Raw genomic sequence first — 23,314 nt, forward strand, 5'->3', positions numbered from 1 at the left:
CTTTGTCGTAAAAAACTTTCATGATTTTTCCTATTAACTAATTTTTAAAATACTAAATACTGAATTAAATACAGAGAGCTACCAACGATGGTCGTGCATCAGACTTTGAGGATCCGTTCGCCGCGGCCGATACCGGAGCCGCCGGTACGAACAGTCTCAAGAATCGCCGCACGGTCGATCGAGTCGATAAACGCGTCCAGCTTGCCCTTGTTGCCTGTCAATTCGATGGTGTAGGTTTTTTCGGTGACGTCGATGATGCGGCCGCGGAAGATGTCCGCAGTACGCTTCATTTCTTCACGCTCTTTGCCTACGGCACGTACCTTGATCAACATCAGTTCGCGCTCGATATGCGCGCCTTCAGTCAGATCCACGACCTTCACCACCTCGATCAGGCGATTCAGGTGTTTGGTGATTTGTTCAATCACGTCGTCCGAGCCGCTGGTCACGATGGTCATGCGCGACAAGGTGGCGTCTTCGGTAGGTGCAACAGTCAGAGTCTCGATGTTATAGCCGCGTGCGGAGAACAGACCCACGACACGGGACAAGGCGCCGGCTTCGTTTTCCAGCAGTACAGAAACAATATGGCGCATGATTACAGATCCTCCGAACCCAAGAGCATTTCAGTCAAACCCTTACCCGCCTTGACCATCGGCCAGACGTTTTCGGTTTGATCCGTAATGAAGTTCATGAAGACCAGCTTGTCTTTCATGCCGAACGCTTCCTTGAGCGCACCGTCCACATCGCCCGGTTTCTCGATCTTCATGCCGACATGGCCAAACGACTCGGCCAGCTTGGTGAAGTCGGGCAAGGAATCCATGTACGACTCGGAGTAGCGCGAACCGTAATCGATTTGCTGCCACTGGCGAACCATGCCGAGGAAACGGTTGTTCAGCAGAATGATCTTTGGCGTCAGGTGGTATTGCTTACAGGTTGCCAGCTCCTGGATGCACATCTGGATCGATGCTTCGCCGGTGATACAGGCGACGGTCGCGTCCGGATTGGCTTTTTGCACGCCCATGGCGTACGGCAAGCCGACGCCCATGGTGCCCAGGCCGCCGGAGTTGATCCAGCGGCGCGGCTTGTCGAAGCCGTAGTACTGCGCAGCCCACATCTGATGCTGGCCGACGTCGGACGTGATGAAAGCATCACCCTTGGTGATTTCCCACACGTTCTGGATCACGGCCTGCGGTTTGATGAATTCGTCCGAAGTGGCAAACTTCAGGCAATCTCGCTCGCGCCACTTGTTGATCTGCTTCCACCAGTTCGCGACGGCAGGCGCGTTCGGCTTGGTTTCGGAGGCATCCAGCTGCGCCAGCAATTCCTGCAGCACGTCCTTGACGTTGCCGACGATGGGAATGTCGACCTTCACACGCTTGGAAATCGACGAGGGGTCGATATCGATATGAATGATCTTGCGGGCGTTCGACGCAAAGTGCTTCGGATTGCCGATCACGCGGTCATCGAAGCGTGCGCCGATGGCGATGAGCACATCGCTGTGCTGCATGGCCATGTTGGCTTCATACGTGCCGTGCATGCCGGGCATGCCGACGAACTTGTCGCTGGTGGAACGGTAACCGCCCAAACCCATCAATGTGTTGGTGCACGGAAAACCCAGGCGATCGACCAGTTTGTTCAGCTCGGGCGCCGCATTCGCGAGGATGATGCCGCCGCCGGTGTAGATCATCGGACGTTCCGCCGTCAGCAACAGTTGCAGCGCCTTGCGGATCTGACCGGAATGGCCCTTGTCGACAGGTTTGTACGAACGCATTTCCACTGTCTTCGGATATTCATAAGCACAGGTGTGCATCGAGATATCCTTGGGAATATCGATCAGCACCGGGCCTGGACGGCCGGTTGTGGCGATATAGAATGCTTTTTTCATCGTCGCTGCGAGGTCTTTCACATCCTTCACGAGGAAGTTGTGTTTGACGCAGGGACGCGTGATGCCGACGGTATCGCATTCCTGGAAGGCGTCCTGACCGATCGCGGTCGAAGGCACCTGGCCGGAAATCACGATCATCGGGATCGAATCCATGTACGCGGTCGCCAGACCGGTCACCGCATTGGTGACGCCGGGACCGGAGGTCACGATGCAGACGCCGACTTTTTCGGAGCTGCGCGAATAGGCATCCGCTGCATGCACCGCAGCCTGCTCGTGGCGTACCAGGATGTGTTGGAATTTGTCTTGCTTGAAGATAGCGTCGTAAATATAAAGCACGGCGCCACCGGGATAGCCGAAGACGTGCTCAACGCCCTCTTCAGCCAGGCAACGGACGAGTATCTCCGCGCCGGTGAGGTTTTCTGCACTCATTACTACTTCCTTTCAAGGTCCATTGGAGATTGATCGGATGTTCTCTCCTGACGAAATCGTACTGATCGACTTGCTTCCTCCGGCATCCCTTCTTTGTGCGGTCACGTCATTTCTGCGCCTCAACCGTAGTGAGGTTCAAAATGCCGCTCAGCGCGACTCGTTCAGCCTTGGTGCAAGCACACCGTCACGAATTTCTCGCGCTTATGGCGCGGGTTAGAACAAACAGCTTTTCAATAAAGCGCGTCTTTAACAATCGCTACATTATGCGTAGCCACGTAAAGACCATAGAACTTCATGTTGATGAAGCGGACTGACACGTTAATGCGTCGCATCATTTTGGTCAAGCGAATTTCTTTGAGTAAGCCGCAAAACCGCCCGGAAATTGTGCATTTCCTATAAACACCACCACAAACAAGGGCTTTTTTGCTAGCATGCGCTCTTGTTACAAATCCGTACATTCCACCAACATGTCGGAAATGCATTCGATTCATCTATTCCCGGCTGCACATCCACAAGCCGCATTGCATGGCAACTGACAAAGAACTCTCCGATTTTCTCGAAAATGTCGAACGCCGCGCCTTCAAGCAGGCCGTCTACGCCGTGCGCAAAGATGAAGCCGCACTCGACATCGTTCAGGATGCAATGATCAAGCTGGCCGAGAAATACGGCGACAAACCGGCCGAGGAACTGCCCCTGCTGTTCCAGCGCATCCTGCAAAACACCATCCATGACTTTTTCCGCCGGGAAAAAGTCCGCACCACCTGGGTCAGCCTCTTCTCCAGCATCGGCCGCGATACGGAAAGCCAGGAAGACTTCGACTTGCTGGAAAGCTACGAGGCAGAGGAAGGTACACAGGCAGCCGAGTCCAGCGCCGACAAGGTTGAGCGCGAGCAAACACTCGCGTTGATTGACGCCGAAGTACAAAAACTTCCGACTCGTCAACGCGAAGCCTTCCTCATGCGTTACTGGCAAGACATGGATGTCGCCGAAACAGCTGCCGCAATGGGATGTTCCGAAGGTAGCGTCAAAACCCACTGTTCTCGCGCCACACACGCTCTGGCTCAAGCACTCAGGGCTAAAGGAATCAGTTTATGAACAACAAAGAACTACAATTTGCCTACCGGGTGAAGCGTGCTCTGGACGCGAATCTGGAACACTTGCCCGAATCCACCACGCAAAGCCTGGCGGAAGCGCGTCGCGTTGCGATTGCCCGCAAGAAAAAAACCGCTCCGAAGCGCGCCATCGCGCCGCAATTTGTATTGGCCGGCGCCATGGGCGGCAGCTTCCATGAACCGCAATCGTTTGCCTGGCTGGGCCGTCTGGGCGTCGCCATCCCGTTGCTGGCCGGCGTCTTGCTGTTTGCCGGTCTGTACGAGCACGAACACCAGCAACGCATCACCGAACTGGCGGAAATCGATGCCGGCGTCCTGTCCGACGAATTGCCGCTGTCGGCCTACCTCGATCACGGCTTCAACGCCTATCTGGCGCAGCAAGGCGAATAATTGATGGCGTGTATCCGGACTTCGATGAGCAACGCAATACGCAAGATGCTGAACCTTCCTGTTGCGGTCGTCGCCGTGCTTGCCTGCCTGGCCGGCGCGACGGCTCTCGCTCAGGGACCTTCGCCTGCACCCGCCACTGCCACTGCCCCGTCCGCATCACAACCTACTCCGTCGAAGCTGACAAAGAAGCCTGACACCAAACCGCTCTGGAACGAACTGACGCCTGTGCAGCAGCATGCGCTCGCTCCGCTCGCAGGAGAGTGGAACAAGATGACGCTCAACGGCAAGGAAAAATGGCTGGTCATCGGCAACAAATTCGCCGCCATGACACCTGCCGAGCAAGAACGCATGCAGGAACGCATGCGCGACTGGGTCAAACTGACGCCCGTACAACGCCGCTCCGTTCGCGAAAGCTATACTCGCGCCAAGAAGCTGGATGCCGACAAGAAATCGGCCCAGTGGAAGGAATACCAGCAGTTGTCGGACGAGCAAAAGAAAAAACTGTCGCAAGCCAAGTTGCCGAAGCATGTCGCTGCGTTGCCGGCGACGCAGAGCAAGGCTGCACCGACCATTCAGCTGCCTCAGGAAGCACGGGAACAGACTCTGGTACCGTCGCCGCCAACCATCGTGGCGCCGCCTGCTGCGCCGTCACCGGCACCAGCGGCGCCGGCCGAGACCAAATAAGCCGGATACGTCAGCCCGGGCAAAGTGCGACGGGCAAAAACATCGAACACCTCAAATGCCATGTCCGCGTGAGAATGCCGACATGGCATTTTTTCATGGCGGACACAAATGACGCCGCGTATGATGACCCCCTCATGCCGCCTGGCGCATGACTTAGCATGACTTAATCCGCCGCACGTCCGATTCATCATCGATAGAAGAGATCGCCTTGAGCGCCACATTGAACAGCACATCGAACCAGCAGGCATCGCCGCCCACGATGCCCACGCCCTCCCTCCGACGCCGCCTGTGCAGCATGCTGTATGAATCCATGCTGCTGTTCGGGGTGCTGTTCATCTCGGCCTGGCTGTTCTCCACCCTGCTGCAGCAACGCCATGCCCTGTATCTGCGCCACGCGCTGGAAAGCTGGCTGTTCATCATCCTGGGGCTGTATTTCGTCTGGTTCTGGACCCATGGCGGTCAGACGCTGGCGATGAAAACATGGCGCATCCGGCTGGTCGGCAATGACGGCTCGCCGGTCGGCACGCTGCGCGCGCTCGGCCGCTTCCTGCTGAGCTGGCTGTGGTTCATACCCGGTCTTGCGCTGGCCTGGGTCCTGGGCGCCAAAAACTGGATGCTGATAGGGATTCCCGTCGCCAACCTCATCGCCTGGGCCGGGCTGATCTATCTCGACCCGCAGCGCCAGTTCCTGCATGACAGGATTGCCGGCACCCGCATCGTCGATCTGAATCCCCGGAAAAAGAAGCAATAAGGCCTCTCTGAAACAAAACGGTCATGCAATCCTGTTACGCTAGACATTTCGTCCATCTTCACGAGGCCGCCGCTGCATGATCGCCCGCATCGCCAGAACCTTGCTGCTCACCCAATTTGGCGTTGGCATTCTGTTCTATCTCCTGCTCGTCAAGCTGCACGTCACCAACGTTCCTCTTGCGATCATCCTCAGCATCGCACTGGTCGCCTTGTTTCGTGCGTCCATCACGGCGAATAGTTTTTTTCTGACATGGCCGTATCGTGCCAAATCCGCCCATACGCCAGAGCTGACCTGGCCGGGCATTTTCAGGTTATTTGCCGGCGAATACTGCGCCACCATGGTGTGCTCGTCCTGGGGCATGCCCTTTCAGCGTTTCGACAAACGCATCTTCACCGACACGACATCCCTGCCGGTCTTGCTGATTCACGGCTACGGTTGCAACAGCGGCTACTGGCACTGGATGAGCCAGGCGCTCAGCGAAGCCCACATCACCCACTACGCCGTGGACATGGAGCCGGTCTTCGGCAGCATTGACGGCTATGCTCCGCTGGTGCACGAAGCGGTGCAACGGCTGGTCCTGGAGAGCGGCCAAGACAAGATCGTCATCGTCGCCCACAGCATGGGCGGCCTGGCGGCGCGCGCCTATCTCCGCGATCATGGCCACATCAATATCGCCAAGGTCATCACGCTGGGCACGCCGCATCACGGCACCACCATCGCCAACTTCGGCATCGGCATCAATTGCGGCGAAATGAACTGGCTCGGCCGCGCCGAAGAAGGCACCAGCAGCGAATGGCTGCACAAACTGGCCGCCACGGAAAATCCCGCCACGCGGGCCGTGATCCTGTCGGTCTATTCCCATCACGACAATATCGTGTCGCCGCAAATATCCTCTCACCTGCCCGGCGCGGAAAACATCCCCATCAGCGGCATCGGACACGTCGCCCTGGCGCTCGATCCGACCATCCAGGCGCTCGTCATCGAAGAAATCCACAAGGCCGACAAATAAAAAACCCGCATGCGAAGATGCGGGTTGTCGATGATTGTTGCCTGTCTCGGCTGAAAGCGATTACTTCTTGGCGTCTTGCGCCGCATCCTGAATTTTCTGCCCGGCAGCCTCGATCTTTTCGCCCGCCTTTTGCGCAAGATTCTTGGCTTCGTCCTTGGCGTTGGCGACGGCCTGGTCGAGCTTCTGGCCGGCTTCGCTGGCCGTTCCTTGCACCTTCTCCTGCGCCTTGTCGGCGGCGACGTTGGCCTGGTCTCCGGCGTTCTTCACGGCGCTGTCGATTTGTTTGCCCATCGTCTCTGCCGGGCCGGGCGTATCCTCTTTTTTCTGACAGGCGGATACCGCCAATGCCACTGCGCCGATCGCCAACACGGCGCTCATCAATTTAGCGAATTTCATCTTTATCCTTTCAAAATCAACATGTCCGGGAACACCCTGCGGCACGATAGCACGCCGGCGCAGCTCGGCAATCTCTGACCGTTCAAAACGGTAAAGATTTCTTCCTGAAACAATCGAATTTCTGACGCGTTGCCGTTATTCCATCAACGCCAGTTCGTCATCCGTAAAACCCGCGGCGCGGCGCGCACTCATATTGAACGGCCCCCGCATCACCGGCGCCTTGAACTCCACCGACAAGGCCGCAAAGGTGGCGATCGGATCAAGACCGCGCCGCTCGCACAGCCAACCGTACCAGCGGTTGCCGATGGCCACATGGCCGATCTCGTCGCACAGGATGATGTCGAGAATATCCGCCGCAGCCTGATCCCCGGCCTGCGCCAGTTTATTGCGCACCGGCGGCGCAGCGTCCAGGCCGCGCGCTTCCATCGTCCGCGGCACGAGAGCGATGCGGGCAAGAATGTCGGACCGTGTTTTCTCGGCCATGTCCCACAGGCTGTTATGCGCCGGGAAATCGCCGTAGGAATAGCCGAGCACCTGTAAATGCGCCGCCAGCAAGGAAAAGTGATACGCCTCCTCGCTCGCCACCTGCAGCCAGTCGGCATAAAACGCCTGCGGCATGTCCGGAAAACGCCAGATCGCATCCAGCGCCAGATTGATGGCATTGAATTCGATATGCGCCAGCGCATGAATCAGGGCGGCGCGCCCCTCTTCCGTGCGCATGGAGCGATGCGTCACCTGCAACGGCGGCACCAGCTCCGGACGCGCGGGCCGGCCCGGGATGACGGCGCCCTCCGCGGACAAGGCCGCGCCGCTATCCAGCGCCAGGCGCCCGGCATGCCAGTCGCTCGCCAAAGCCTTGACGCCGGCGACCTTCATGGCGCTTTCGGTCTGAACCAGGCAATGCAAGGCGCCCCGGCGCAGTTCGGCGCCGGCAAACAACTTGTCGTCCGGCAAATTGGCGCTCAACGGCGCGTTCAAAGGTGAATTCATGCAAGCAGCGGTAAAATGACGGGTTGATGCAACACAGTCCGTCCCAATATGGGTGTCTGTGTTCTCGATTAACCGAGGAGACAATTTTATTATGGCAATTTACAAGTTGGAACAAGACACGCCGGAAATCGCGGAAACCGCCTACGTCGCCGAGTCGGCCGTCGTGGTCGGCAAGGTCAGGCTCGAAGAGCATGCCAGCGTCTGGTTCAACGTCAGTATCCGCGGCGACAACGAACTGATCACCATCGGCGAAAACAGCAACGTCCAGGAAGGTGCAGTATTGCACACTGACGTCGGTTATCCGATGCACATCGGCAAGAACGTCACTGTCGGCCACCAGGCCATGCTGCACGGCTGCACCATCGGCGAAGGCGCACTGATCGGCATCCAGGCCATCGTGCTCAACGGCGCCAGGATCGGCAAGAACAGCCTGGTCGGCGCAGGCGCACTAGTCACCGAAGGCAAGGAGTTCCCGGAAAACTCCCTGATCATCGGTTCGCCCGCCAAAGCCGTGCGCACCTTGACGGAAGAAGATATCGCCCGCATGCGCGCCGGCACCGACAGCTATGTCGAACGCGCGCAGTTATTCAAAACCAGTCTCAAACGCATCGCCTGACGCGTCATCAAAACAAGGCACTCGACACGATGCGGTATCTGCCGCCCCTCGTGAGCATTAGAAAGAAACAATGAAAGATACGCTGCAAAAATTCATGGTTGAAGACGCACCGGTTCGTGGGGAGCTGGTGGAAATCTCGACGACCTGGCAACAGATCCTGGCGCGTCGCGATTATCCGATCGCGGTGAAAACGCTGCTCGGCGAAATGCTGTCGGCAGCCGCGCTGCTGTCGGCCAATCTCAAATTCAACGGCATGATCGTCATGCAGATCCATGGCGACGGTCCGGTCAGACTGCTGGTGGTCGAATGCGACTCCGAGTTGCGCCTGCGCGCCACGGCAAAAGTCGTCGACGGCGCGGAAGTGCCGGACGACGCCACGCTGGGGCAACTCGTCAACGCCAATGGCGAAGGCCGTTTTGCCATCACGCTCGACCCCAAGGACAAGATGCCGGGCCAACAAGCCTATCAGGGCATCGTGCCGCTGGACGGCGACAACGTCGCGACCGTGATTGAAAATTACATGCTGCGTTCCGAGCAGCTCGACACCAAGCTGTGGCTGGCCGCCGACGACAAGGTCGCACGCGGCGTATTGCTGCAAAAACTGCCGACGCATGGCGGCAAAAACGCACCGGCGGAAGAACTGGAAACCTGGAATCGCCTCTCCATGCTGGGCAACACCTTGCGCAATGAAGAATTGCTGAGCACCGATATCGAAACCCTGATGCGTCTCCTGTTCTGGGAAGAAAGCATCCGCGTGTTCGAACCCGATCATCCGGAATTCCACTGCTCCTGCTCGCGCGAAAAAGTCGGCAACATGCTCAAGATGCTCGGCCAGACGGAGATTGAAGAAGCGTTGGCAAGCCAGGAAAAACTAGGCATCAGCTGCGACTTCTGCGGTCAGCACTATGAGTTCGACGCGGTGGATTGCGCCCATTTGTTCTTTCCGGAAACGCCTGCGGACGCCGTGCCGCAGACCGATACCCGCCACTGATGCCTCATTGATCCGTTGACGTCCCGGCACATGCCGGGACGGTACAGCACTTCCGTCTCAGGCCGGCGCCAGCAACGCCAGTTGCGCCGCGTCGAGATAACACCATTCCCCCTCTTCCAGCTCCAGCGCATCCAGCAGCAGAGCCCCGATGGCAACCCGGCGCAAGGCGCTGCAATGATTGCCGGCCGCGGCCAGCATGCGTTTGACCTGATGGTATTTACCCTGCTCCAGCACGATCTCCAGCAGATGCGTATCGAGCTTGCGGCAGGTCACGGCCGCCAGCGGCGCCGACTCGTCATGCAGTTGCACGCCGCCCAGCAATTGCGCAATCAGTTCGTCCGTGACGGCATCGTGCGTGGTCGCCGCATAGACCTTGGGCACGTGGCGCTTGGGCGACGATTGCGCATGGATGAAGGCGCCGTCGTCCGACATCAGCAGCAAGCCGGTGGTGTCGTGATCAAGGCGCCCGACCGGCTGCACGTCGCGCCAGGAAAACTGTTCCGGCAAAATCGTCAGCACGCCCGGATGATGGCTGGGCTTGCGTGAACATTCAAAATTGGCCGGCTTGTTCAGCGCGATATAAACGTGTTCGCGATACGTCCACTCTTCGTCGAACAGCGTAAACACCAGACCTTCGGTATCCGGCGTAAAACGATAATCGTCGACCACTTCGCCGTTGATGACGACTTCGCCGTCTTCGATCAGCGAACGACAATATTTGCGCGATCCGAAACCTTGCGATTGCAGGATGCGATCCAGACTCAGCTTGCTCATTCCTTGGGCTTTCTTTCTTGTTTGGGGGTCAGAATCTGGCGGGCGATGCCGCGCAGGATATTGACCTCTTCGGTTTCCAGTTGCGTGCGTGAAAACAGGCGTTTCAGGCGCGGCATCAGTTTCTTGGGACTGTCGGGCTTGAGGAATTCAATGGCCACCAACGCTTCCTCCAGATGGCGGAACATGCCTTCGATCTCCGCCACGCCGGCCATCTCGCCCTGAAAGCCGATATCGGTCGCCTGCTTGTGATCGCCCAGTTCCGCCATGCGGCACTCGTAGGCCAGCACCTGCACCGCCTGCGCCAGATTCAGCGAGGAATAGTCGGGATTGGCCGGGATATTGATCAAAACGTTGCATTTCTGCACCAGTTCGTTGGGCAAACCGAAACGTTCGTTGCCGAAAATCAGCGCAGCCTTCAAGCCGGCATCGCCGGCGATCTGTTCGGCAATCGCGCGCGGCGTCACCACCGGCGGCGAAAATTCGCGCAGGCGCGCGCTGATGGCAGCGGCGAAGTTGCAATCCTGCAATGCCTCCTCGATGTTCGAGACGATGCGGGCGCCGGACAACACGTCCTGCGCACCGCTGGCGAAAGCCACCGCCGCTTCTTCCTGCACCGCATTGGGAAACCGTGGATTGACCAGCACCAGCTCGCCGAACCCCATGGTCTTGATGGCGCGGGCAGCCGCGCCGATGTTGCCTGGACTGCTGGTTTCCACCAACACGAAACGCAGGCGCTTGAAAACAGAATTATCGATTTTGGGCGTGTTCATTTAAAATAGCGGTATTCGCACGTCCGGAAACCTCGTAAGCCAGCCCAAAACAGGCTGGGCCATGCCGATTTGATGCTGAATCGGCAATTTCCGGACGGTGCACCGCTCATTAATTTCATTGTTGTGCAACTTCTCCCGACGGTAGCGAAACCGACGGCGAAGACGCCATTTTAACGGAACCCTCAGGATGCTTATCCCCCCAATGCTCAATACGGCGATCAAGGCTGCCCGCCGCGCCGCCGCCGTCATCAATCGCGCGTCCTTCGACGTCTCCCTGCTCAAGGTCACCAAGAAGCAGCACAACGACTTCGTCACCGAAGTGGACAAGGCGGCGGAAGACGCCATCATCGAGGTCCTGAAGACCGCTTATCCCGACCACGCCATCCTGGCGGAGGAATCCGGCCCATCGGCCAACCTGCACGACGACAATGAAAACGTCTGGATCATCGATCCGCTCGACGGCACCACCAACTTCATTCACGGCTTCCCGCAATACTGCGTCTCGATCGCGCTGCAACAGCGCGGCATCATCACGCAAGCCGTGGTCTACGATCCTACCCGCAACGACCTGTTCACCGCCTCCAAGGGCGCCGGCGCCTACCTGAACGAAAAGCGCATCCGCGTCAGCAAGCGCGACAAGATCGCCGACGCCCTGATCGGCACCGGCTTCCCGTTCCGCGACATGGACGGCCTGAACGAATACATGAAGATGTTCAAGATCATGACCGAAAACAGCGCCGGCCTGCGCCGTCCTGGCGCTGCCGCGCTGGACCTGGCCTATGTCGCCGCCGGCCGCCTCGACGGTTTCTTCGAAAAAGGCCTGAAGCCCTGGGACATCGCCGCCGGCTCGCTGCTGGTGACGGAAGCCGGCGGCATCGTCGGCACCTTCAAGGGCGACGCCGATTACCTGTACAAGGGCGACGTCCTGGCCGGCAATCCGAAGATTTTCTCGCAACAAGTCAATTTGCTGTCTGAATTCGCATAAGATTCAGACTTCAGTTCCGCATCACGCATTACGTACCGCTTCACAATCCGATCGCAGAACCGGAGCAGTCACCAAGTCACGCCAGGGAGGCGATGCAATTCAATTCGATCTGATTCGATTTGCAGCGCTTCCCAGCCACCCAAGGAGACGAGCATGGCAGTCAATCCCATTCCAGAAGGCTACAGCAGCGTCACGCCTTATCTGATCGTCTCCGACACCGCCAGCGCGATTGCGTTTTACGAGAAAGCCTTCGGTGCGACCGAGGTCATGCGCATCGACGGTCCCCACGACAAAATCTGGCACGCTGAAATCCAGATCGGCAACGCCCGCGTGATGCTGGCCGACGAATTCATCGAAATGGGCATCCATTGTCCCAAGACGCTCGGGGGCGCCGGCGTCAGCATGCAGATCTACGTCGACGACGTCGACACCATCTTCAACCAGGCCATCGCCATGGGCGCCGCCAAGCTGCGCGCCGTGCAGGACCAGTTCTACGGCGACCGCTCCGGCATGCTGCGCGATCCTTACGGCCATATCTGGTCGATCGCCACGCACAAGGAAGACTTGTCCAACGAAGAAATCCGCAGCCGCTCGCAAGCGCTGCTCAAGAAGTGCAAACCCACCCAGGCCTGAACCTTCCGCTCCATGCCATTTGCCCCCAGCGCCGGTCGGCGCATCCACTACGAAGTCAGCGGCGCAGGCCCTGACCTGCTTCTGCACCATGGCTTCACCAGCAGTTCGCAAGCCTGGCGTTTTTTCGGCTTCACCGAAGTCTTGCAACAACACTACCGGGTCATCGCCATCGATGCGCTGGGCCACGGCCTGAGCGACAAACCCCACGACACCGATGCCTATACGCTGCAGCAACGCACCGAAGACGTGCTGGCCGTCCTCGACGATCTCGATATCAACCAGGTCAACTACTGCGGCTACTCGCTCGGCGGCTGGGTCGGCTACGGCATGGTGCGCCACGCGCGGCATCGCCTGCAGTCGCTGATCCTGGGCGCGGCCCATCCTTATGCCGACCCCAGCTGGGACGCCTTCAAGGGCCTGGACGGTACTGACCCGGTCACATTCATCACGGCGTTCGAGTCGGTGCTCAATGAGCGGATTTCCGCCGAAGTAAAGATGATGATTCGCGCCAACGACCTGCGGGCGCTGGCATCGGCTGCGCAACAGCCGCGCGCATCCATGGAAGAATTGCTGCCGTTGATCGACATGCCCTGCCTGATGTTCTGCGGCGATGCCGATGCACGCCATGCTGCCGTCAAACGTTGCACCGAATTGTTGCCGCGCGCTTCTTTCGTATCCTTGCCGGGAGTCACACACTTCGGCGGACTGATGCAGAGCAAACTGGTCCTGCCTCCGGTGTTGGACTTTTTAGCGGCACAGGCCAAAGGCTGATTTATTTCAATTTGTGCACGATGCGGCCGGCGGTCTGTTCGCCGGCTTTTTCATTGTTGTCGAACTGCTCACGCGCGCGCCGCAAATCGGCGTGATGACGTTCCGCCCAGTTGTCCAGGGCAATCAGCGTGTCGCTCAGGGACTCGCCCAGAGGACTGAGCTCATATTCCACGTGCGGCGCGGCCGTCTCCAGATTGCAGCGCGTCACCAGGCCGTTGCGTTCCAGCTCCTTCAAGGTCTGCGTCAGCATCTTTTGCGAGATGCCCTCGATCTTGCGCAGCAAAGCGTTATTGCGCATTGGCCCCGCTGCCAGCGCAGGAAAAATCAACAAGGCCCACTTGCTGCCGACCAGCTCCAGCGCCTTGCGCGACGGACAGGCGAGGCTGTAAATATCGGTTTGCGGTTCTTCTGCAGAAATTTTGTTTGCGGGTTTCATGGTTACCAAAAAGTACCTACTTGTTGCACTTTCGCCCCTTGCCTATGCTGAGCGCCTGTTCAATCGTTTCATCATGGAGAAACAAATGGCTTGGATTTACCTGTCTTTGGCAAGTGTAGTGGAAATCATCATGGCGATCGCGCTCAAGTATGCAAACGGCTGGACCCGGCTCACACCCAGCCTGATCGGCGTCGGCGCCGCGGCATGCAGCGTGTTGTTCCTGACGCTGGCCATGCGCAACCTGCCGGCCGGCACCGCCTACGCCATCTGGACCGGCACCGGCTCGGTCGGCGTGGCGGTATTGGGCATTTACCTGTTCAACGACGCCTTGTCGCCGTTGCGCTTGCTGTGCATCGCCCTGATTATCGCCGGCACCATCGGCCTGCGTTTGCTGGACGCCTGAAACAAGCCTATCGACGTCTTGTCGTTGTCTGCACGGCAAGACGTTCATTTGGCGGCACGCCGATCAAGATTTATCCGCTGCGCTGCCGCACACCTGTTATACTGCGCCCCGTGCGGCACATTCTCCAGTCAAAGTCCGCTGTCCTCCCGACGTTTCAATCCCGTTTGCCTGCGACTGGCGCCCACTGCGGCGACAGGCCGATATTTTTAAATTCCACTATGTCATTCTCCTCTCTCGGTCTTTCCGAGGAAATCGTTCGTGCCGTAACCGAACAAGGCTATACCACGCCGACTCCCATCCAGACGCAAGCCGTTCCTGCAGTGCTCGCCGGCGGCGACTTGCTGGCAGGCGCACAAACCGGCACGGGTAAAACCGCCGGCTTCACGCTGCCGCTGCTGCAACGCCTGTCGTCGGTCGAACGCGTCAAGATCAACGGTCACGTGCCGATCCGCGCACTGATCCTGACCCCGACGCGCGAACTGGCTGCGCAGGTTGAAGAAAGCGTCCGCCTGTACGGCAAGTACCTGCCGTTGACTTCCGCCTGCATCTTCGGCGGCGTCGGCATCAATCCGCAAATTCGCCAGCTCAAGCAAGGCGTCGACATCCTGGTCGCCACACCGGGCCGTCTGCTGGATCACATGCAGCAAAACACCGTCGACCTGCGCAATATCCAGGTCCTGATCCTCGACGAAGCCGACCGCATGCTCGACATGGGCTTCATCCGCGACATCAAGAAGATCCTCGCGATCCTGCCGAAGAAGCGCCAGAACCTGCTGTTCTCGGCGACCTTCTCCGACGAGATCAAGGCACTCGCCGACGGCCTGCTGAATTCGCCTGCCATGATCGAAGTGGCGCGCCGCAACTCGACCGTCGAAGTGATCGGCCAAAAGATCCACCCGGTCGACCGCGACAAGAAGCACCCGATGCTGGCGCATCTGATCAACACCCATAAATGGACGCAAGTGCTGGTATTCACCCGCACCAAGCACGGCGCCAACAAACTGGTCGAACAGCTCGAACGCGACGGCATCACCGCCATGGCGATCCACGGCAACAAGAGCCAGGCTGCCCGCACCCGCGCGCTGGCCGAGTTCAAGGACGGCAAGCTGCAAGCGCTGATCGCCACCGATATCGCCGCGCGCGGCATCGACATCGACCAGTTGCCGCACGTGGTCAACTACGACCTGCCGAACGTGCCTGAAGACTACGTCCACCGCATCGGTCGTACCGGCCGCGCCGGCGCAACCGGCTCTGCCGTGTCGCTGGTGTGCGTCGACGAGCGCGACATGCTGCATGACATCGAACGCTTCATCAAGCGTGAAATCCCGGTCGAAATCATTCCCGGTTTCGAACCGGATCCGAAGGCCAAGCCGCAGCCGATTCAGCTGCGCAGCGGCGGTGGCGGCGGTCAACGTCGCCAGGGTGGAGGCGGTGGCGGCGGTCGTTCGCAACAACCGAAGAAATCAGGCGGCGCCGGTCAAGGCCAGGGACAATCGCAATCGGCCAAGCCGCGTCAAGGCGGTCCCGCCAAGCCGCAAGGCCAGGGTCCGGCACAAAACCGCGGACCGGCTGCACGTCCTTCGGCAGCCACACATCGTTCGGGCGGTCGCGGCAGGTAAAATGGCTGCTTTCGACTAAACGGCAGAGGTATCGAAGTGGCAGAAACGATCGACGTCATCAAGGCTGATCTCAACAATCCGCGACATGGCGTCGCCATTCTCGACATGCTCGATGCCTATGCATCCGATCTGATGGGCGGCGGCAAAGGCATCACCGATTTCGTCCGCACCCATCTGATCGATGAATTGCGCAAGCGCCCTGCCGTACATGTGTTCCTGGCGTTCGACGGCGATACGCCTGCCGGATTCGCCAACTGCATCGAAGGCTTCTCCAGTTTCGCCTGCAAACCGTTGCTCAACATCCATGACTTCGCCGTCGCGCCGGCTTATCGCGGACGCGGCATTGCAAAGCAGTTGATGCAAGCCGTGGAAAACTGCGCGCGCGAACTCGCCTGCTGCAAGATCACGCTGGAAGTGTTGGAGGGCAACACGGTTGCGCGCGCTCTTTACGCGGCCAGCGGTTTCAGCGGCTATGAATTGAATCCGACGACCGGCAAAGCCGTCTTCATGCATCGCCTGCTGTAAGGCAAAGAAAATAAAAAACTCCGGCTCTCCGGTAATGCGCTTCAGTTAAGCGTGCGACATTATTCCATCTTGCAAGAATTTTCATCTCCGTCGTCCTGACGAAAGTCAGGACCCAGTGTCGTATTGGCGGTTGTCACGACACTGGCTCCCAGCGTTCGCCAGGACGACGGTGAAAGATGGTAATCGACTTAACTGAACGGCTGATCAGGCAGCCAATTTCTGCCCGCGCGATTTGCCGGAACTGAGATAGTCGGCAATCGAATCCTGCGTCACCTCTCCCAGATACATCCCCTCCGCATCGATGACCGGCATCCAGCTCGCGCTGTGCTTGTACATCTTCGACAGCACCACGCGCAAATTCTCGTCCGGCGTCGCATTGAGCGTGAACGGCTTGACCTTGTCGCCGCTCACCCCTTGCACACCGCGAATGTCGCGACGGCTGACGTAACCGAGCGCGCGATTGTCGCTGTCGGTGATGGTCAGATATCGCGCATCCTGATCGTCCATCAGCGTCATCGCGTCCGTCAGCGGCAAGCCCGGACGCGCCGTCGCAGGCGTCGTTGCGGCGTCGCCTGCGCGCACCAGCAGCAAGCGCTTCAGGGTGTGATCCTGACCCACGAAAGCGCTGACGAAATCATCCTTGGGACGCGCCAGCAAGGTGTCCGGATGATCGAACTGCACCAGCTTGCCGGCGCGAAAAATCGCCACCTGATCGCCCAGCTTGATTGCTTCGTCGATGTCATGGCTGACCATGATCACCGTCTTGTTGAGCTGGCGCTGCATCTGGAAAAACTCGTTCTGAATCGATTCGCGGTTGATCGGATCAACCGCGCCGAACGGTTCATCCATCAACAGCACCGGTGCATCCGCCGCCAACGCGCGGATCACGCCGATACGCTGCTGCTGGCCGCCCGACAGTTCGCGCGGATAACGCTTCAGGAATTTCGCCGGATCCAGCGCCACCATCGCCATCAATTCGGTCGCGCGCTCGCGGCAACGCTTCTTGTCCCAACCGAGCAGGCGCGGCACGATGGTGATGTTTTCTTCGATGGTCATGTTCGGGAACAGGCCGATCTGCTGGATCACGTAACCGATGTGGCGACGCAGGCTGACCTCATCGATGCCGGTCGTGTCTTCGCCGTTCAGCAGCACGCGGCCAGACGTCGGCTTGATCAGCCGGTTGATCATTTTCAGGGTCGTGGTCTTGCCGCATCCGGACGGACCGAGGAAGACGCAGATCTCGCCTTCGGCCACTTTCAGGCTGACGGAATCGACGGCCTTGACCGGCGCGCCGTCTTTTTGCGTGTAGGTTTTGCTGAGTTGGTCGAGTTCTATCATTTTTGCAGTCCTTTCGGTGTCAGAAGTCGTTGCAGGCCTTGCAGCAGCACGTCGGCGACAATCGCCAGCACGCTGATGAGCACGGCGCCCACAACCAGTTTTTGCATATTGCTCTGGCTGATCGCATGCAGGATCAGCACGCCCAGCCCACCCGCGCCGATCACGGCGGCAATCGCCATCACGCCGATGTTCATCACCACGGCAGTACGCACGCCGCCCAGGATCACCGGCACCGCCAGCGGCAGGTCCACCATGCGCAAACGCTGCCAGAAGGTCATGCCGATGCCGATACCGGCTTCCTGGATGCTACTGTCGATGTTGTCGAGCGCCAGGAAGGTGTTGCGCATGATCGGCAACAGCGAGTACAAAAACACTGCCGTGATCGCAGGCAAGGGCCCGATGCCGGCGCCGAATTGCGAGAACACCGGAATCATCAAACCGAACAAGGCGATCGACGGCAAGGTCAGCACCACCGTGGCGAGGCCGAGCAGTGGCGTCGCCAGCCAGCGATGCCGCGTGATCGCAATGCCCAGCGGCACGCCGATGACGATGGCGAGACTGACGGCGATGCCGACCAGTTTCAGATGCTGCAGCGTCAGGTTGAGGATGTTGTGCCAGTCGCCGGCGAGGTATTGGATCAGGTTCATGGCCGGCTCCTCAGATCAGACCCTGCTGCTGCAGGAATTCGGTGACGACCTTGCCCACGGGCTCCTGGTCGATGTCGACGCGCTTGTTCATCTCGGTCATCTTTTCGGTGTCGATGGCGGCGGACAGCGCGTTAAGCTGCTCGGCCAGTTCCGGATTCTGCTCCAGCACTTCCTGGCGCACCACCGGCGTTGCCTTGTACGCAGCGAAGTAACCCTTGTTGTCTTCCAGCAGCTTGAGATGGAAGCCCTTGATGCGACCATCCGATGAATACGTCAAGCCGACATAGAGCTGCTCGTTACGCAAGGCGGTATAGACCAGACCCGGATCCATCTGCTTGACCTCGCTGCGGTCAAGCTGAAAACCGTACAGTTTTTGCATCGGATCGAGACCGTCGGGACGCGACGCAAATTCATAATCGACGCCCATCAGGTGCGGCTTGCCGCCGGCCTGCTGCTCTTGCGTGATGTGCTGGGCGAGATCTTCCAGCGTATTGATGCCCTGCGCGTCGGCCAGCTTTTGCGGCATGGCGAACGCATAGGTATTGTTGAGCGCGGACTCGTTGAGCCAGATCAGGCCGATCTTCTTGTCGAGCGCTTTGACGCGCTCGTAGGTTGCTTCGGCATCGAGTTTTTCATCGACGTGGTTGTAGACGATCAGCGAGGTGCCGGTATATTCCCAGACGATGTCGAGCTGATTGCTTTCCTGCGCCTTGCGCATGAGCGTCGAGCCGAGGCCGTTCTTGAGATCGACGTCGTAGCCTTTGGCGCGCAGGTATTGCGCGGTCATCTGCGACAGGATCAGTTGTTCGGTGAAGTTCTTGCCGCCGACCACCAGATCGGCAGCCTGCGAGGACGCCGTCGTCAGCATGCCCAGCGTCAATGCCAGTGCGCTGAAGGCGTGGGTGAAATATGTTTTTTTCATGATGCGGTTCCCCTTGATTGTCATGCCAGGCCGCGGCGCGACAGATACCAGTTGCTCAGCAGGCTGACCATCCCGTCCAGCAGCAAGGCCAGCAAGGCCGTGGCGGCGGCGCCCAGCAACAGCTGACCGTGGTTGTTCAGATAGATGCCGGGGAAGATCAGACCGCCCAGGCTCTCGCCACCGATCAGCATCGACAGCGGCGCGGTGCCGACGTTGATCACCAGCGCCGTGCGAATGCCCCCGACGATGATCGGCAAGGCGTTCGGCAGCTCCACGCGCAACAGCACCTGGTAAGGCTTCATGCCGATGCCTTTGGCGGCTTCGCGCATGGCTGCCGGCACGTTCTTCAAGCCTTCGAAGGTATTGCGCACGATGGGCAGCAGCGACGCCAGCCACAACGCGATGATGGTCGGCCAGTTGCCGATGCCGAAAAACGCCAGCGCCAGCGCAAGGACGGCAATCGACGGAATCGTGTTGCCGATGTTGAAGATCTGGATGAAATACTCGGCGCGGCGCGCCACCGACGGTCTGCTGAGCAGAATGCCGGCCGGAATGCCGACTGCCGTCGCCAGCAGCATCGACCACGCCACCAGCTGCAAATGCTTGCCGGTGTAGTAGATCAGATCGCTGCGGTATTGAATGATCACGTCCATGCCGATCCATTGGATCAGGCCGGCGATGACGAGCACGGAAACGGCTGCGCCACCGATGACGTTGCGGAAACATCGCGTCATGGTTACCCCCTGTGTGGCCGCCATGGTCGAGATCGATGGAATGCCGATACCGAAACCGCGACAGCGCGTTTGACTATTTTTCGTGGTTCGCTTGCCCCCGCGGGGCAGATCGTTTGGATACGAACCGATGCCGCAAGAAGCGGCGCTGAAATCGACGGCAGTGAAACAAAAGCTGCGCGATCGACGATTTATGCATCCCGGCCTGCAAGGAAAAACAGCACGCCGGAGAACGAGACAACCCGTAGACGGGTCAGGAATTACTTAGTAGTTGAACAAGATTTGTCGCTGGGACAGACATCACTATAACCGAATTGCTTAATGAAGTCCAGGCATGACATTTCAGGGAGTCATAACTGCCGAATCTGTAGACGTAAAAAAACCGGCTTTAAAGCCGGTTTTCATTGTTGCAAGGTAATTTTTACGCCCGGAATCAACTCAAATCCTCCCGGCGCCGAAAGGCCTTGGAACGCTATTTCAATGCACCAAACACCTTGCCGATGATGGCGCTGCCGGCGCCGACCGGGTCGCGGCGAATGGCTTTTTCTTCTTCGCCGATCATGAAGAACAAACCGTCGAGCGAGCGTTGCGTGACGTAGCCTTCGACGGTAGCTTGCTCACCCGACACCAGGCCGGTTTTGGAAACCTGCCCCATCGTCGCGTTGTATTTGGCCGAGAGGCCGTTTTTGTCGGTGATCTTCTTGACGATGGGAAGGAATTTTTCACCCAGCGGCGCGGAAGTTTTCTGGCGGAAGAAATCCGTCACGGACGTATCGCCGCCGGAGAGGATATTCTTCGCATCCGTCACCGACATCGACTTGACGGCATTGAGCAACAAAGGCTTGGCGAGCGGCACGGCGGACTCGGCGGCGCGGTTCATCGACACCACCAGGTCGTCCAGCTTCTGTCCCTGCCCGGTCATCTTCAGCAAGGGCATCGCTTGCTGCAGAGGCCCCGGCAACTGAATCTTGACCTTGTCGTTGTTGAGGAAACCGTTCTCGACGCCGAGCTTGGAGACGGCGACGTCGGCGCCCTTCTCCAGCGCCGCTTTCAGCCCGCTGGTGGCATCCTGGTTGCTGATGTCGGACAGCGAGAAGGCGAACGCCAGCGTACTGCACAGGACCAGGCCGGCAGCGATGGAAGCGTGTTTGACCGATTTGAAAGACGAATGGAAAGAAGACTTAGAAGATGGGCGAATGCGATGCATGGAAACTCCGTAAGAAATGACCGTGCCATCATAATACGCGCCCTGCCGCCGCGACCATCGGGGAATATCGATTTATTAGCGCTCTACTTGCTGTCTACTTGCTGGTCGCGGCTTTACCGTGCGTCAGCTCGCGCCCCGCATTGTGCGGCAAACGCCGGGTCACCGGCACCGACGCCACAGAGAACAATCCCACCACCAGGAAAGCCGGCCAGAAGTCCGCTTCGACGATCGTCGCGTGGCCCTGCACGTAATTGGAAATCTGCAGCACCAGGCCGGCAATCGTCACGCCCATGCCCAGCGACAATTGCTGCACCACGCTGGCCAGGCTGGTCGCACGCCCGGCATCGCGATTGCTGATGTCCGCATAGGCAATCGAATTGAGGCAGGTGAATTGCAGCGACGGGAAGAAGCCGCCCAGCAGCACCGACAGCAGCATCACCAGATACGGCGTGTGTGAGGAGAACAAACCGTACGACGCAATCGCCATCCCGGCGAACACCGCATTGAACATCAGCACCGTGCGGAAGCCGTAGCGGCGCAGCACCGTCGACGCCAGCGCCTTCATGAACATGGCGCCGAATGCGGAAGCGCAAGTGATCGTGCCGGCTTCGAACGGATTGAGGCCCAGCCCTTCCTGCAAGGCCAGCGGCAACAGGAAAGGCACTGCGCCCAAGCCAACGCGAAACAGCGATCCGCCCAGCACGCTGGCGCGCAGCGTGGGTATCTTCAGCAGGCGCAAGTCGAGCAAGGGATGTTCGACGCGCATCGCATGGCGGAAGTAAAAATACAGCGCAATCGAGCCGGCCACGCACATGACGATCGGCCACTCTTGCGGTATCAGATGATTGCCGATCAGCGAAAAGCCCAGCATCGCCACCCCGCCGCCACAGGCCGTCAGCAAGAAGCCTTTCATGTCGAGCGGCGCGGCATCGGGTTCGCGGAAGTTCTCGATATAGCGGCCGGCCAGATACAGGCCGAGGATGCACATCGGGATATTGATCAGGAAGATCCAGCGCCAGTGGAAATAGGTCGTGATGAAACCGCCCAGCGGCGGCCCGATCACCGGCCCCAGCAGCGACGGCAGCGTCAGGTAGCTGATCGCCTTGACCAGCTCGGCCTTGGATACCGAACGGACGATGATGATGCGCCCCACCGGCACCATCATCGCGCCGCCGATGCCTTGCAAAAAGCGCGCGGCCACGAAGGTGAACAAGGTGTTGGACAAGGCGCACAGGATGGAACCGGCCATGAAGGTGATCATCGCCGAGCGGAAAATCGTCTTGGCGCCGACCTTGTCCGCCACCCAGCCCGAAATAGGAATGAACACGCCCAGGCTGACCACATACGAGGTCAGGGCAAGTTTCAGAGTGATGGGATCCTGTCCAAGGTCGCGCGCCAGCGCTGGCAAGGAAGTGGCGATGACGGTGACGTCCATGTTTTCCATGAACAATGCACAGCCGACAATAAGCGGAACGATAAGCGAGGGAGACACGTTGATGCGGTACGACTGGAAAGGGTTCGGGTTGTTTCGGCGGGCCTGGTTGCTGCTTCGGTGCTACCGGCCTTGCTTCTGACAGCCTTCTAAGGTCTGACCAGTTTACACCACTTGCGGATTTGGCGTTGCGGACAGGAAATTTTGCCGACAACTCGCCGATGCATCGCCGGCATCGCCTCATACGCCGCATCATGTTTTCAGGGCCGCAGCGCATGAGCGCATCCGCAGGAACCATGAACGTTATACCCCTCCGCAAAGAAGCGGAAGCAGGCAGACTGCGGCGCATAAGCTCGGTACAATCGCCATGCCATCGGCCTGTTCTTCCCTTCAATCCCACTATGAGGAAACTGCATGAATATGAGTTCAGACGCCAACACCAGTCCCGGCCTCCTTGCCCACGACACGCACAGCAAGACCATCGGCTACCTGCTGTGGATCTTCGGCTTTACCGGCGCGCACCGGTTTTATTACGGCAAACCCGTCACCGGCACGATCTGGTTCTTCACATTCGGCCTGTTCGGCATCGGCTGGTTCGTCGACCTGTTCCTGATTCCCGGCATGGACAAGCAGGCCGACCTGCGCTTCAACGGCGGCGACATCAATTATTCGGTGGCGTGGCTGCTGCTGACCTTCCTCGGTTTCTTCGGCATCCATCGCATGTACATGGGCAAATGGCTGAGCGGCATCCTCTGGCTCCTCACCTTCGGCGTGTTCGGCATCGGCGTGCTGTACGACTTCTGGACACTCAACACGCAGATCTCCGAACGCAATCACGCCGCCGGCTTGTCCTCCTGAACAACGCTTTCGC

27 protein-coding genes are annotated in these 23,314 nt (G+C 59.0%); 14 read left to right on the forward strand and 13 right to left on the reverse strand.

Going from position 1 to position 23,314, the window contains the following annotated elements; translation table 11 throughout:
* Window positions 1-98: 98 nt before the first annotated feature.
* Window positions 99-590, reverse strand: coding sequence for an acetolactate synthase small subunit (gene ilvN / locus PMI16_RS18050; RefSeq protein WP_007882202.1), 492 nt, complete (start codon window positions 588-590; stop codon window positions 99-101).
* 2 nt (window positions 591-592) lie between these two features.
* Entirely contained in the window at window positions 593-2,311 is a 1,719-nt protein-coding gene (locus tag PMI16_RS18055; protein WP_007882203.1) for an acetolactate synthase 3 catalytic subunit, read from the reverse strand.
* Window positions 2,312-2,836: 525 nt separating this feature from the next.
* On the opposite strand from PMI16_RS18055, the gene PMI16_RS18060 reads away from it, so the two are divergent.
* From PMI16_RS18060 to PMI16_RS18080, 5 genes are all read left to right on the forward strand, one after another.
* A complete protein-coding gene (locus PMI16_RS18060; RefSeq protein ID WP_007882204.1) occupies window positions 2,837-3,406 on the forward strand; it encodes an RNA polymerase sigma factor in 570 nt (189 codons plus the stop codon).
* Window positions 3,403-3,813, forward strand: coding sequence for a DUF3619 family protein (locus tag PMI16_RS18065; protein WP_007882205.1), 411 nt, complete (start codon window positions 3,403-3,405; stop codon window positions 3,811-3,813). Before PMI16_RS18060 ends, PMI16_RS18065 begins: the two co-directional genes overlap by 4 nt.
* Before the next feature lie 24 nt (window positions 3,814-3,837).
* Complete coding sequence (locus tag PMI16_RS18070) at window positions 3,838-4,497, forward strand: DUF3106 domain-containing protein (protein ID WP_007882206.1); 660 nt, start codon at window positions 3,838-3,840, stop codon at window positions 4,495-4,497.
* 259 nt (window positions 4,498-4,756) lie between these two features.
* Window positions 4,757-5,248 carry an RDD family protein gene (locus tag PMI16_RS18075; RefSeq protein WP_034381198.1) on the forward strand — a complete coding sequence of 164 codons (492 nt, stop codon included), beginning with the start codon at window positions 4,757-4,759 and terminating at the stop codon, window positions 5,246-5,248.
* Between the two features lie 76 nt (window positions 5,249-5,324).
* Window positions 5,325-6,257, forward strand: a complete 933-nt coding sequence (locus tag PMI16_RS18080) for an esterase/lipase family protein (protein ID WP_007882209.1) — start codon at window positions 5,325-5,327, stop codon at window positions 6,255-6,257.
* A 60-nt stretch (window positions 6,258-6,317) separates the two neighbouring features.
* On the opposite strand, the gene PMI16_RS18085 is transcribed toward PMI16_RS18080, so the two are convergent.
* Both PMI16_RS18085 and PMI16_RS18090 read right to left on the reverse strand, forming a co-directional pair.
* Window positions 6,318-6,653, reverse strand: coding sequence for a hypothetical protein (locus PMI16_RS18085; protein ID WP_007882211.1), 336 nt, complete (start codon window positions 6,651-6,653; stop codon window positions 6,318-6,320).
* Between the two features lie 135 nt (window positions 6,654-6,788).
* On the reverse strand, window positions 6,789-7,643 hold the full coding sequence (locus PMI16_RS18090) for a ferritin-like domain-containing protein (RefSeq protein WP_007882212.1): 855 nt from the start codon (window positions 7,641-7,643) through the stop codon (window positions 6,789-6,791).
* A 91-nt stretch (window positions 7,644-7,734) separates the two neighbouring features.
* Here PMI16_RS18090 and PMI16_RS18095 point away from each other — a divergent pair, with 91 nt between their 5' ends.
* Together PMI16_RS18095 and hslO are read left to right on the forward strand one after the other, a co-directional pair.
* Window positions 7,735-8,259, forward strand: a complete 525-nt coding sequence (locus PMI16_RS18095) for a gamma carbonic anhydrase family protein (protein WP_007882215.1) — start codon at window positions 7,735-7,737, stop codon at window positions 8,257-8,259.
* 70 nt (window positions 8,260-8,329) lie between these two features.
* Complete coding sequence (gene hslO, locus PMI16_RS18100; protein ID WP_007882216.1) at window positions 8,330-9,250, forward strand: Hsp33 family molecular chaperone HslO; 921 nt, start codon at window positions 8,330-8,332, stop codon at window positions 9,248-9,250.
* Window positions 9,251-9,307: 57 nt separating this feature from the next.
* Here hslO and PMI16_RS18105 read toward each other — a convergent pair whose 3' ends face one another.
* Together PMI16_RS18105 and PMI16_RS18110 are read right to left on the reverse strand one after the other, a co-directional pair.
* Entirely contained in the window at window positions 9,308-10,024 is a 717-nt protein-coding gene (locus PMI16_RS18105; protein WP_007882217.1) for a pseudouridine synthase, read from the reverse strand.
* Window positions 10,021-10,794, reverse strand: coding sequence for an RNA methyltransferase (locus PMI16_RS18110; RefSeq protein WP_007882218.1), 774 nt, complete (start codon window positions 10,792-10,794; stop codon window positions 10,021-10,023). Before PMI16_RS18110 ends, PMI16_RS18105 begins: the two co-directional genes overlap by 4 nt.
* A 187-nt stretch (window positions 10,795-10,981) precedes the next feature.
* Between PMI16_RS18110 and PMI16_RS18115 the strand changes: the two genes are divergently transcribed.
* From PMI16_RS18115 to PMI16_RS18125, 3 genes are all read left to right on the forward strand, one after another.
* Entirely contained in the window at window positions 10,982-11,779 is a 798-nt protein-coding gene (locus PMI16_RS18115; RefSeq protein WP_007882219.1) for an inositol monophosphatase family protein, read from the forward strand.
* A gap of 153 nt (window positions 11,780-11,932) precedes the next feature.
* On the forward strand, window positions 11,933-12,412 hold the full coding sequence (locus PMI16_RS18120; RefSeq protein ID WP_007882220.1) for a VOC family protein: 480 nt from the start codon (window positions 11,933-11,935) through the stop codon (window positions 12,410-12,412).
* Between the two features lie 12 nt (window positions 12,413-12,424).
* Window positions 12,425-13,183, forward strand: coding sequence for an alpha/beta fold hydrolase (locus PMI16_RS18125; protein WP_007882221.1), 759 nt, complete (start codon window positions 12,425-12,427; stop codon window positions 13,181-13,183).
* A 1-nt stretch (window position 13,184) separates the two neighbouring features.
* Here the strand turns inward: PMI16_RS18125 and PMI16_RS18130 are convergent, their stop codons facing one another.
* Window positions 13,185-13,619, reverse strand: a complete 435-nt coding sequence (locus tag PMI16_RS18130; protein WP_007882222.1) for a winged helix-turn-helix transcriptional regulator — start codon at window positions 13,617-13,619, stop codon at window positions 13,185-13,187.
* An 85-nt stretch (window positions 13,620-13,704) separates the two neighbouring features.
* Between PMI16_RS18130 and PMI16_RS18135 the strand changes: the two genes are divergently transcribed.
* The 3 genes from PMI16_RS18135 to PMI16_RS18145 all read left to right on the forward strand — a co-directional run bounded on the left by PMI16_RS18135 (window position 13,705) and on the right by PMI16_RS18145 (window position 16,166).
* Window positions 13,705-14,022, forward strand: a complete 318-nt coding sequence (locus tag PMI16_RS18135) for a DMT family transporter (RefSeq protein ID WP_007882223.1) — start codon at window positions 13,705-13,707, stop codon at window positions 14,020-14,022.
* Between the two features lie 218 nt (window positions 14,023-14,240).
* Complete coding sequence (locus tag PMI16_RS18140; RefSeq protein ID WP_007882225.1) at window positions 14,241-15,641, forward strand: DEAD/DEAH box helicase; 1,401 nt, start codon at window positions 14,241-14,243, stop codon at window positions 15,639-15,641.
* 36 nt (window positions 15,642-15,677) lie between these two features.
* Window positions 15,678-16,166 (forward strand): GNAT family N-acetyltransferase, encoded by a 489-nt coding sequence (locus tag PMI16_RS18145; RefSeq protein ID WP_007882227.1) that lies wholly within the window; start codon window positions 15,678-15,680, stop codon window positions 16,164-16,166.
* Window positions 16,167-16,370: 204 nt separating this feature from the next.
* Here PMI16_RS18145 and PMI16_RS18150 read toward each other — a convergent pair whose 3' ends face one another.
* The 6 genes from PMI16_RS18150 to PMI16_RS18175 form a co-directional block, all read right to left on the reverse strand.
* Entirely contained in the window at window positions 16,371-17,504 is a 1,134-nt protein-coding gene (locus PMI16_RS18150; protein WP_007882229.1) for an osmoprotectant ABC transporter ATP-binding protein OsmV, read from the reverse strand.
* Window positions 17,501-18,151: an ABC transporter permease gene (locus PMI16_RS18155; RefSeq protein WP_007882231.1), complete on the reverse strand. Its 651-nt coding sequence runs from the start codon at window positions 18,149-18,151 to the stop codon at window positions 17,501-17,503. The genes PMI16_RS18150 and PMI16_RS18155 overlap by 4 nt, the downstream gene beginning before the upstream one ends.
* Before the next feature lie 10 nt (window positions 18,152-18,161).
* Window positions 18,162-19,073 (reverse strand): glycine betaine ABC transporter substrate-binding protein, encoded by a 912-nt coding sequence (locus PMI16_RS18160; protein WP_443134898.1) that lies wholly within the window; start codon window positions 19,071-19,073, stop codon window positions 18,162-18,164.
* Between the two features lie 20 nt (window positions 19,074-19,093).
* Window positions 19,094-19,807 (reverse strand): ABC transporter permease, encoded by a 714-nt coding sequence (locus PMI16_RS18165; RefSeq protein WP_007882234.1) that lies wholly within the window; start codon window positions 19,805-19,807, stop codon window positions 19,094-19,096.
* Between the two features lie 469 nt (window positions 19,808-20,276).
* The gene (locus tag PMI16_RS18170; protein WP_007882235.1) at window positions 20,277-21,011 is read right to left on the reverse strand and encodes a DUF4197 domain-containing protein; all 735 of its coding nucleotides are present in this window, start codon (window positions 21,009-21,011) and stop codon (window positions 20,277-20,279) included.
* Window positions 21,012-21,105: 94 nt separating this feature from the next.
* Window positions 21,106-22,455 carry an MFS transporter gene (locus PMI16_RS18175; RefSeq protein WP_007882237.1) on the reverse strand — a complete coding sequence of 450 codons (1,350 nt, stop codon included), beginning with the start codon at window positions 22,453-22,455 and terminating at the stop codon, window positions 21,106-21,108.
* 402 nt (window positions 22,456-22,857) lie between these two features.
* Here PMI16_RS18175 and PMI16_RS18180 point away from each other — a divergent pair, with 402 nt between their 5' ends.
* The gene (locus PMI16_RS18180) at window positions 22,858-23,301 is read left to right on the forward strand and encodes an NINE protein (RefSeq protein WP_007882239.1); all 444 of its coding nucleotides are present in this window, start codon (window positions 22,858-22,860) and stop codon (window positions 23,299-23,301) included.
* Window positions 23,302-23,314 lie beyond the last annotated feature (13 nt).

The sequence above is a fragment of the Herbaspirillum sp. CF444 genome (assembly GCF_000282135.1).
Taxonomy (GTDB): domain Bacteria; phylum Pseudomonadota; class Gammaproteobacteria; order Burkholderiales; family Burkholderiaceae_D; genus Herbaspirillum.

Excerpts from the sequence above, each read along its gene's own strand:
- PMI16_RS18125 (WP_007882221.1), top strand. The coding sequence starts at position 12,425 with ATGCCATTTGCCCCCAGCGCCGGTCGGCGCATCCACTACGAAGTCAGC.
- PMI16_RS18055 (WP_007882203.1), bottom strand. The coding sequence starts at position 2,311 with ATGAGTGCAGAAAACCTCACCGGCGCGGAGATACTCGTCCGTTGCCTG.
- PMI16_RS18150 (WP_007882229.1), bottom strand. The coding sequence starts at position 17,504 with ATGATAGAACTCGACCAACTCAGCAAAACCTACACGCAAAAAGACGGC.
- PMI16_RS18085 (WP_007882211.1), bottom strand. The coding sequence starts at position 6,653 with ATGAAATTCGCTAAATTGATGAGCGCCGTGTTGGCGATCGGCGCAGTG.
- PMI16_RS18065 (WP_007882205.1), top strand. The coding sequence starts at position 3,403 with ATGAACAACAAAGAACTACAATTTGCCTACCGGGTGAAGCGTGCTCTG.
- PMI16_RS18175 (WP_007882237.1), bottom strand. The coding sequence starts at position 22,455 with ATGGAAAACATGGACGTCACCGTCATCGCCACTTCCTTGCCAGCGCTG.
- ilvN (WP_007882202.1), bottom strand. The coding sequence starts at position 590 with ATGCGCCATATTGTTTCTGTACTGCTGGAAAACGAAGCCGGCGCCTTG.
- PMI16_RS18080 (WP_007882209.1), top strand. The coding sequence starts at position 5,325 with ATGATCGCCCGCATCGCCAGAACCTTGCTGCTCACCCAATTTGGCGTT.
- PMI16_RS18070 (WP_007882206.1), top strand. The coding sequence starts at position 3,838 with ATGAGCAACGCAATACGCAAGATGCTGAACCTTCCTGTTGCGGTCGTC.
- PMI16_RS18110 (WP_007882218.1), bottom strand. The coding sequence starts at position 10,794 with ATGAACACGCCCAAAATCGATAATTCTGTTTTCAAGCGCCTGCGTTTC.
- PMI16_RS18095 (WP_007882215.1), top strand. The coding sequence starts at position 7,735 with ATGGCAATTTACAAGTTGGAACAAGACACGCCGGAAATCGCGGAAACC.
- PMI16_RS18155 (WP_007882231.1), bottom strand. The coding sequence starts at position 18,151 with ATGAACCTGATCCAATACCTCGCCGGCGACTGGCACAACATCCTCAAC.
- PMI16_RS18165 (WP_007882234.1), bottom strand. The coding sequence starts at position 19,807 with ATGACGCGATGTTTCCGCAACGTCATCGGTGGCGCAGCCGTTTCCGTG.
- PMI16_RS18120 (WP_007882220.1), top strand. The coding sequence starts at position 11,933 with ATGGCAGTCAATCCCATTCCAGAAGGCTACAGCAGCGTCACGCCTTAT.
- PMI16_RS18060 (WP_007882204.1), top strand. The coding sequence starts at position 2,837 with ATGGCAACTGACAAAGAACTCTCCGATTTTCTCGAAAATGTCGAACGC.
- PMI16_RS18170 (WP_007882235.1), bottom strand. The coding sequence starts at position 21,011 with ATGCATCGCATTCGCCCATCTTCTAAGTCTTCTTTCCATTCGTCTTTC.
- hslO (WP_007882216.1), top strand. The coding sequence starts at position 8,330 with ATGAAAGATACGCTGCAAAAATTCATGGTTGAAGACGCACCGGTTCGT.
- PMI16_RS18105 (WP_007882217.1), bottom strand. The coding sequence starts at position 10,024 with ATGAGCAAGCTGAGTCTGGATCGCATCCTGCAATCGCAAGGTTTCGGA.
- PMI16_RS18115 (WP_007882219.1), top strand. The coding sequence starts at position 10,982 with ATGCTTATCCCCCCAATGCTCAATACGGCGATCAAGGCTGCCCGCCGC.
- PMI16_RS18135 (WP_007882223.1), top strand. The coding sequence starts at position 13,705 with ATGGCTTGGATTTACCTGTCTTTGGCAAGTGTAGTGGAAATCATCATG.
- PMI16_RS18140 (WP_007882225.1), top strand. The coding sequence starts at position 14,241 with ATGTCATTCTCCTCTCTCGGTCTTTCCGAGGAAATCGTTCGTGCCGTA.
- PMI16_RS18075 (WP_034381198.1), top strand. The coding sequence starts at position 4,757 with ATGCCCACGCCCTCCCTCCGACGCCGCCTGTGCAGCATGCTGTATGAA.
- PMI16_RS18180 (WP_007882239.1), top strand. The coding sequence starts at position 22,858 with ATGAATATGAGTTCAGACGCCAACACCAGTCCCGGCCTCCTTGCCCAC.
- PMI16_RS18130 (WP_007882222.1), bottom strand. The coding sequence starts at position 13,619 with ATGAAACCCGCAAACAAAATTTCTGCAGAAGAACCGCAAACCGATATT.
- PMI16_RS18160 (WP_443134898.1), bottom strand. The coding sequence starts at position 19,073 with ATGAAAAAAACATATTTCACCCACGCCTTCAGCGCACTGGCATTGACG.
- PMI16_RS18090 (WP_007882212.1), bottom strand. The coding sequence starts at position 7,643 with ATGAATTCACCTTTGAACGCGCCGTTGAGCGCCAATTTGCCGGACGAC.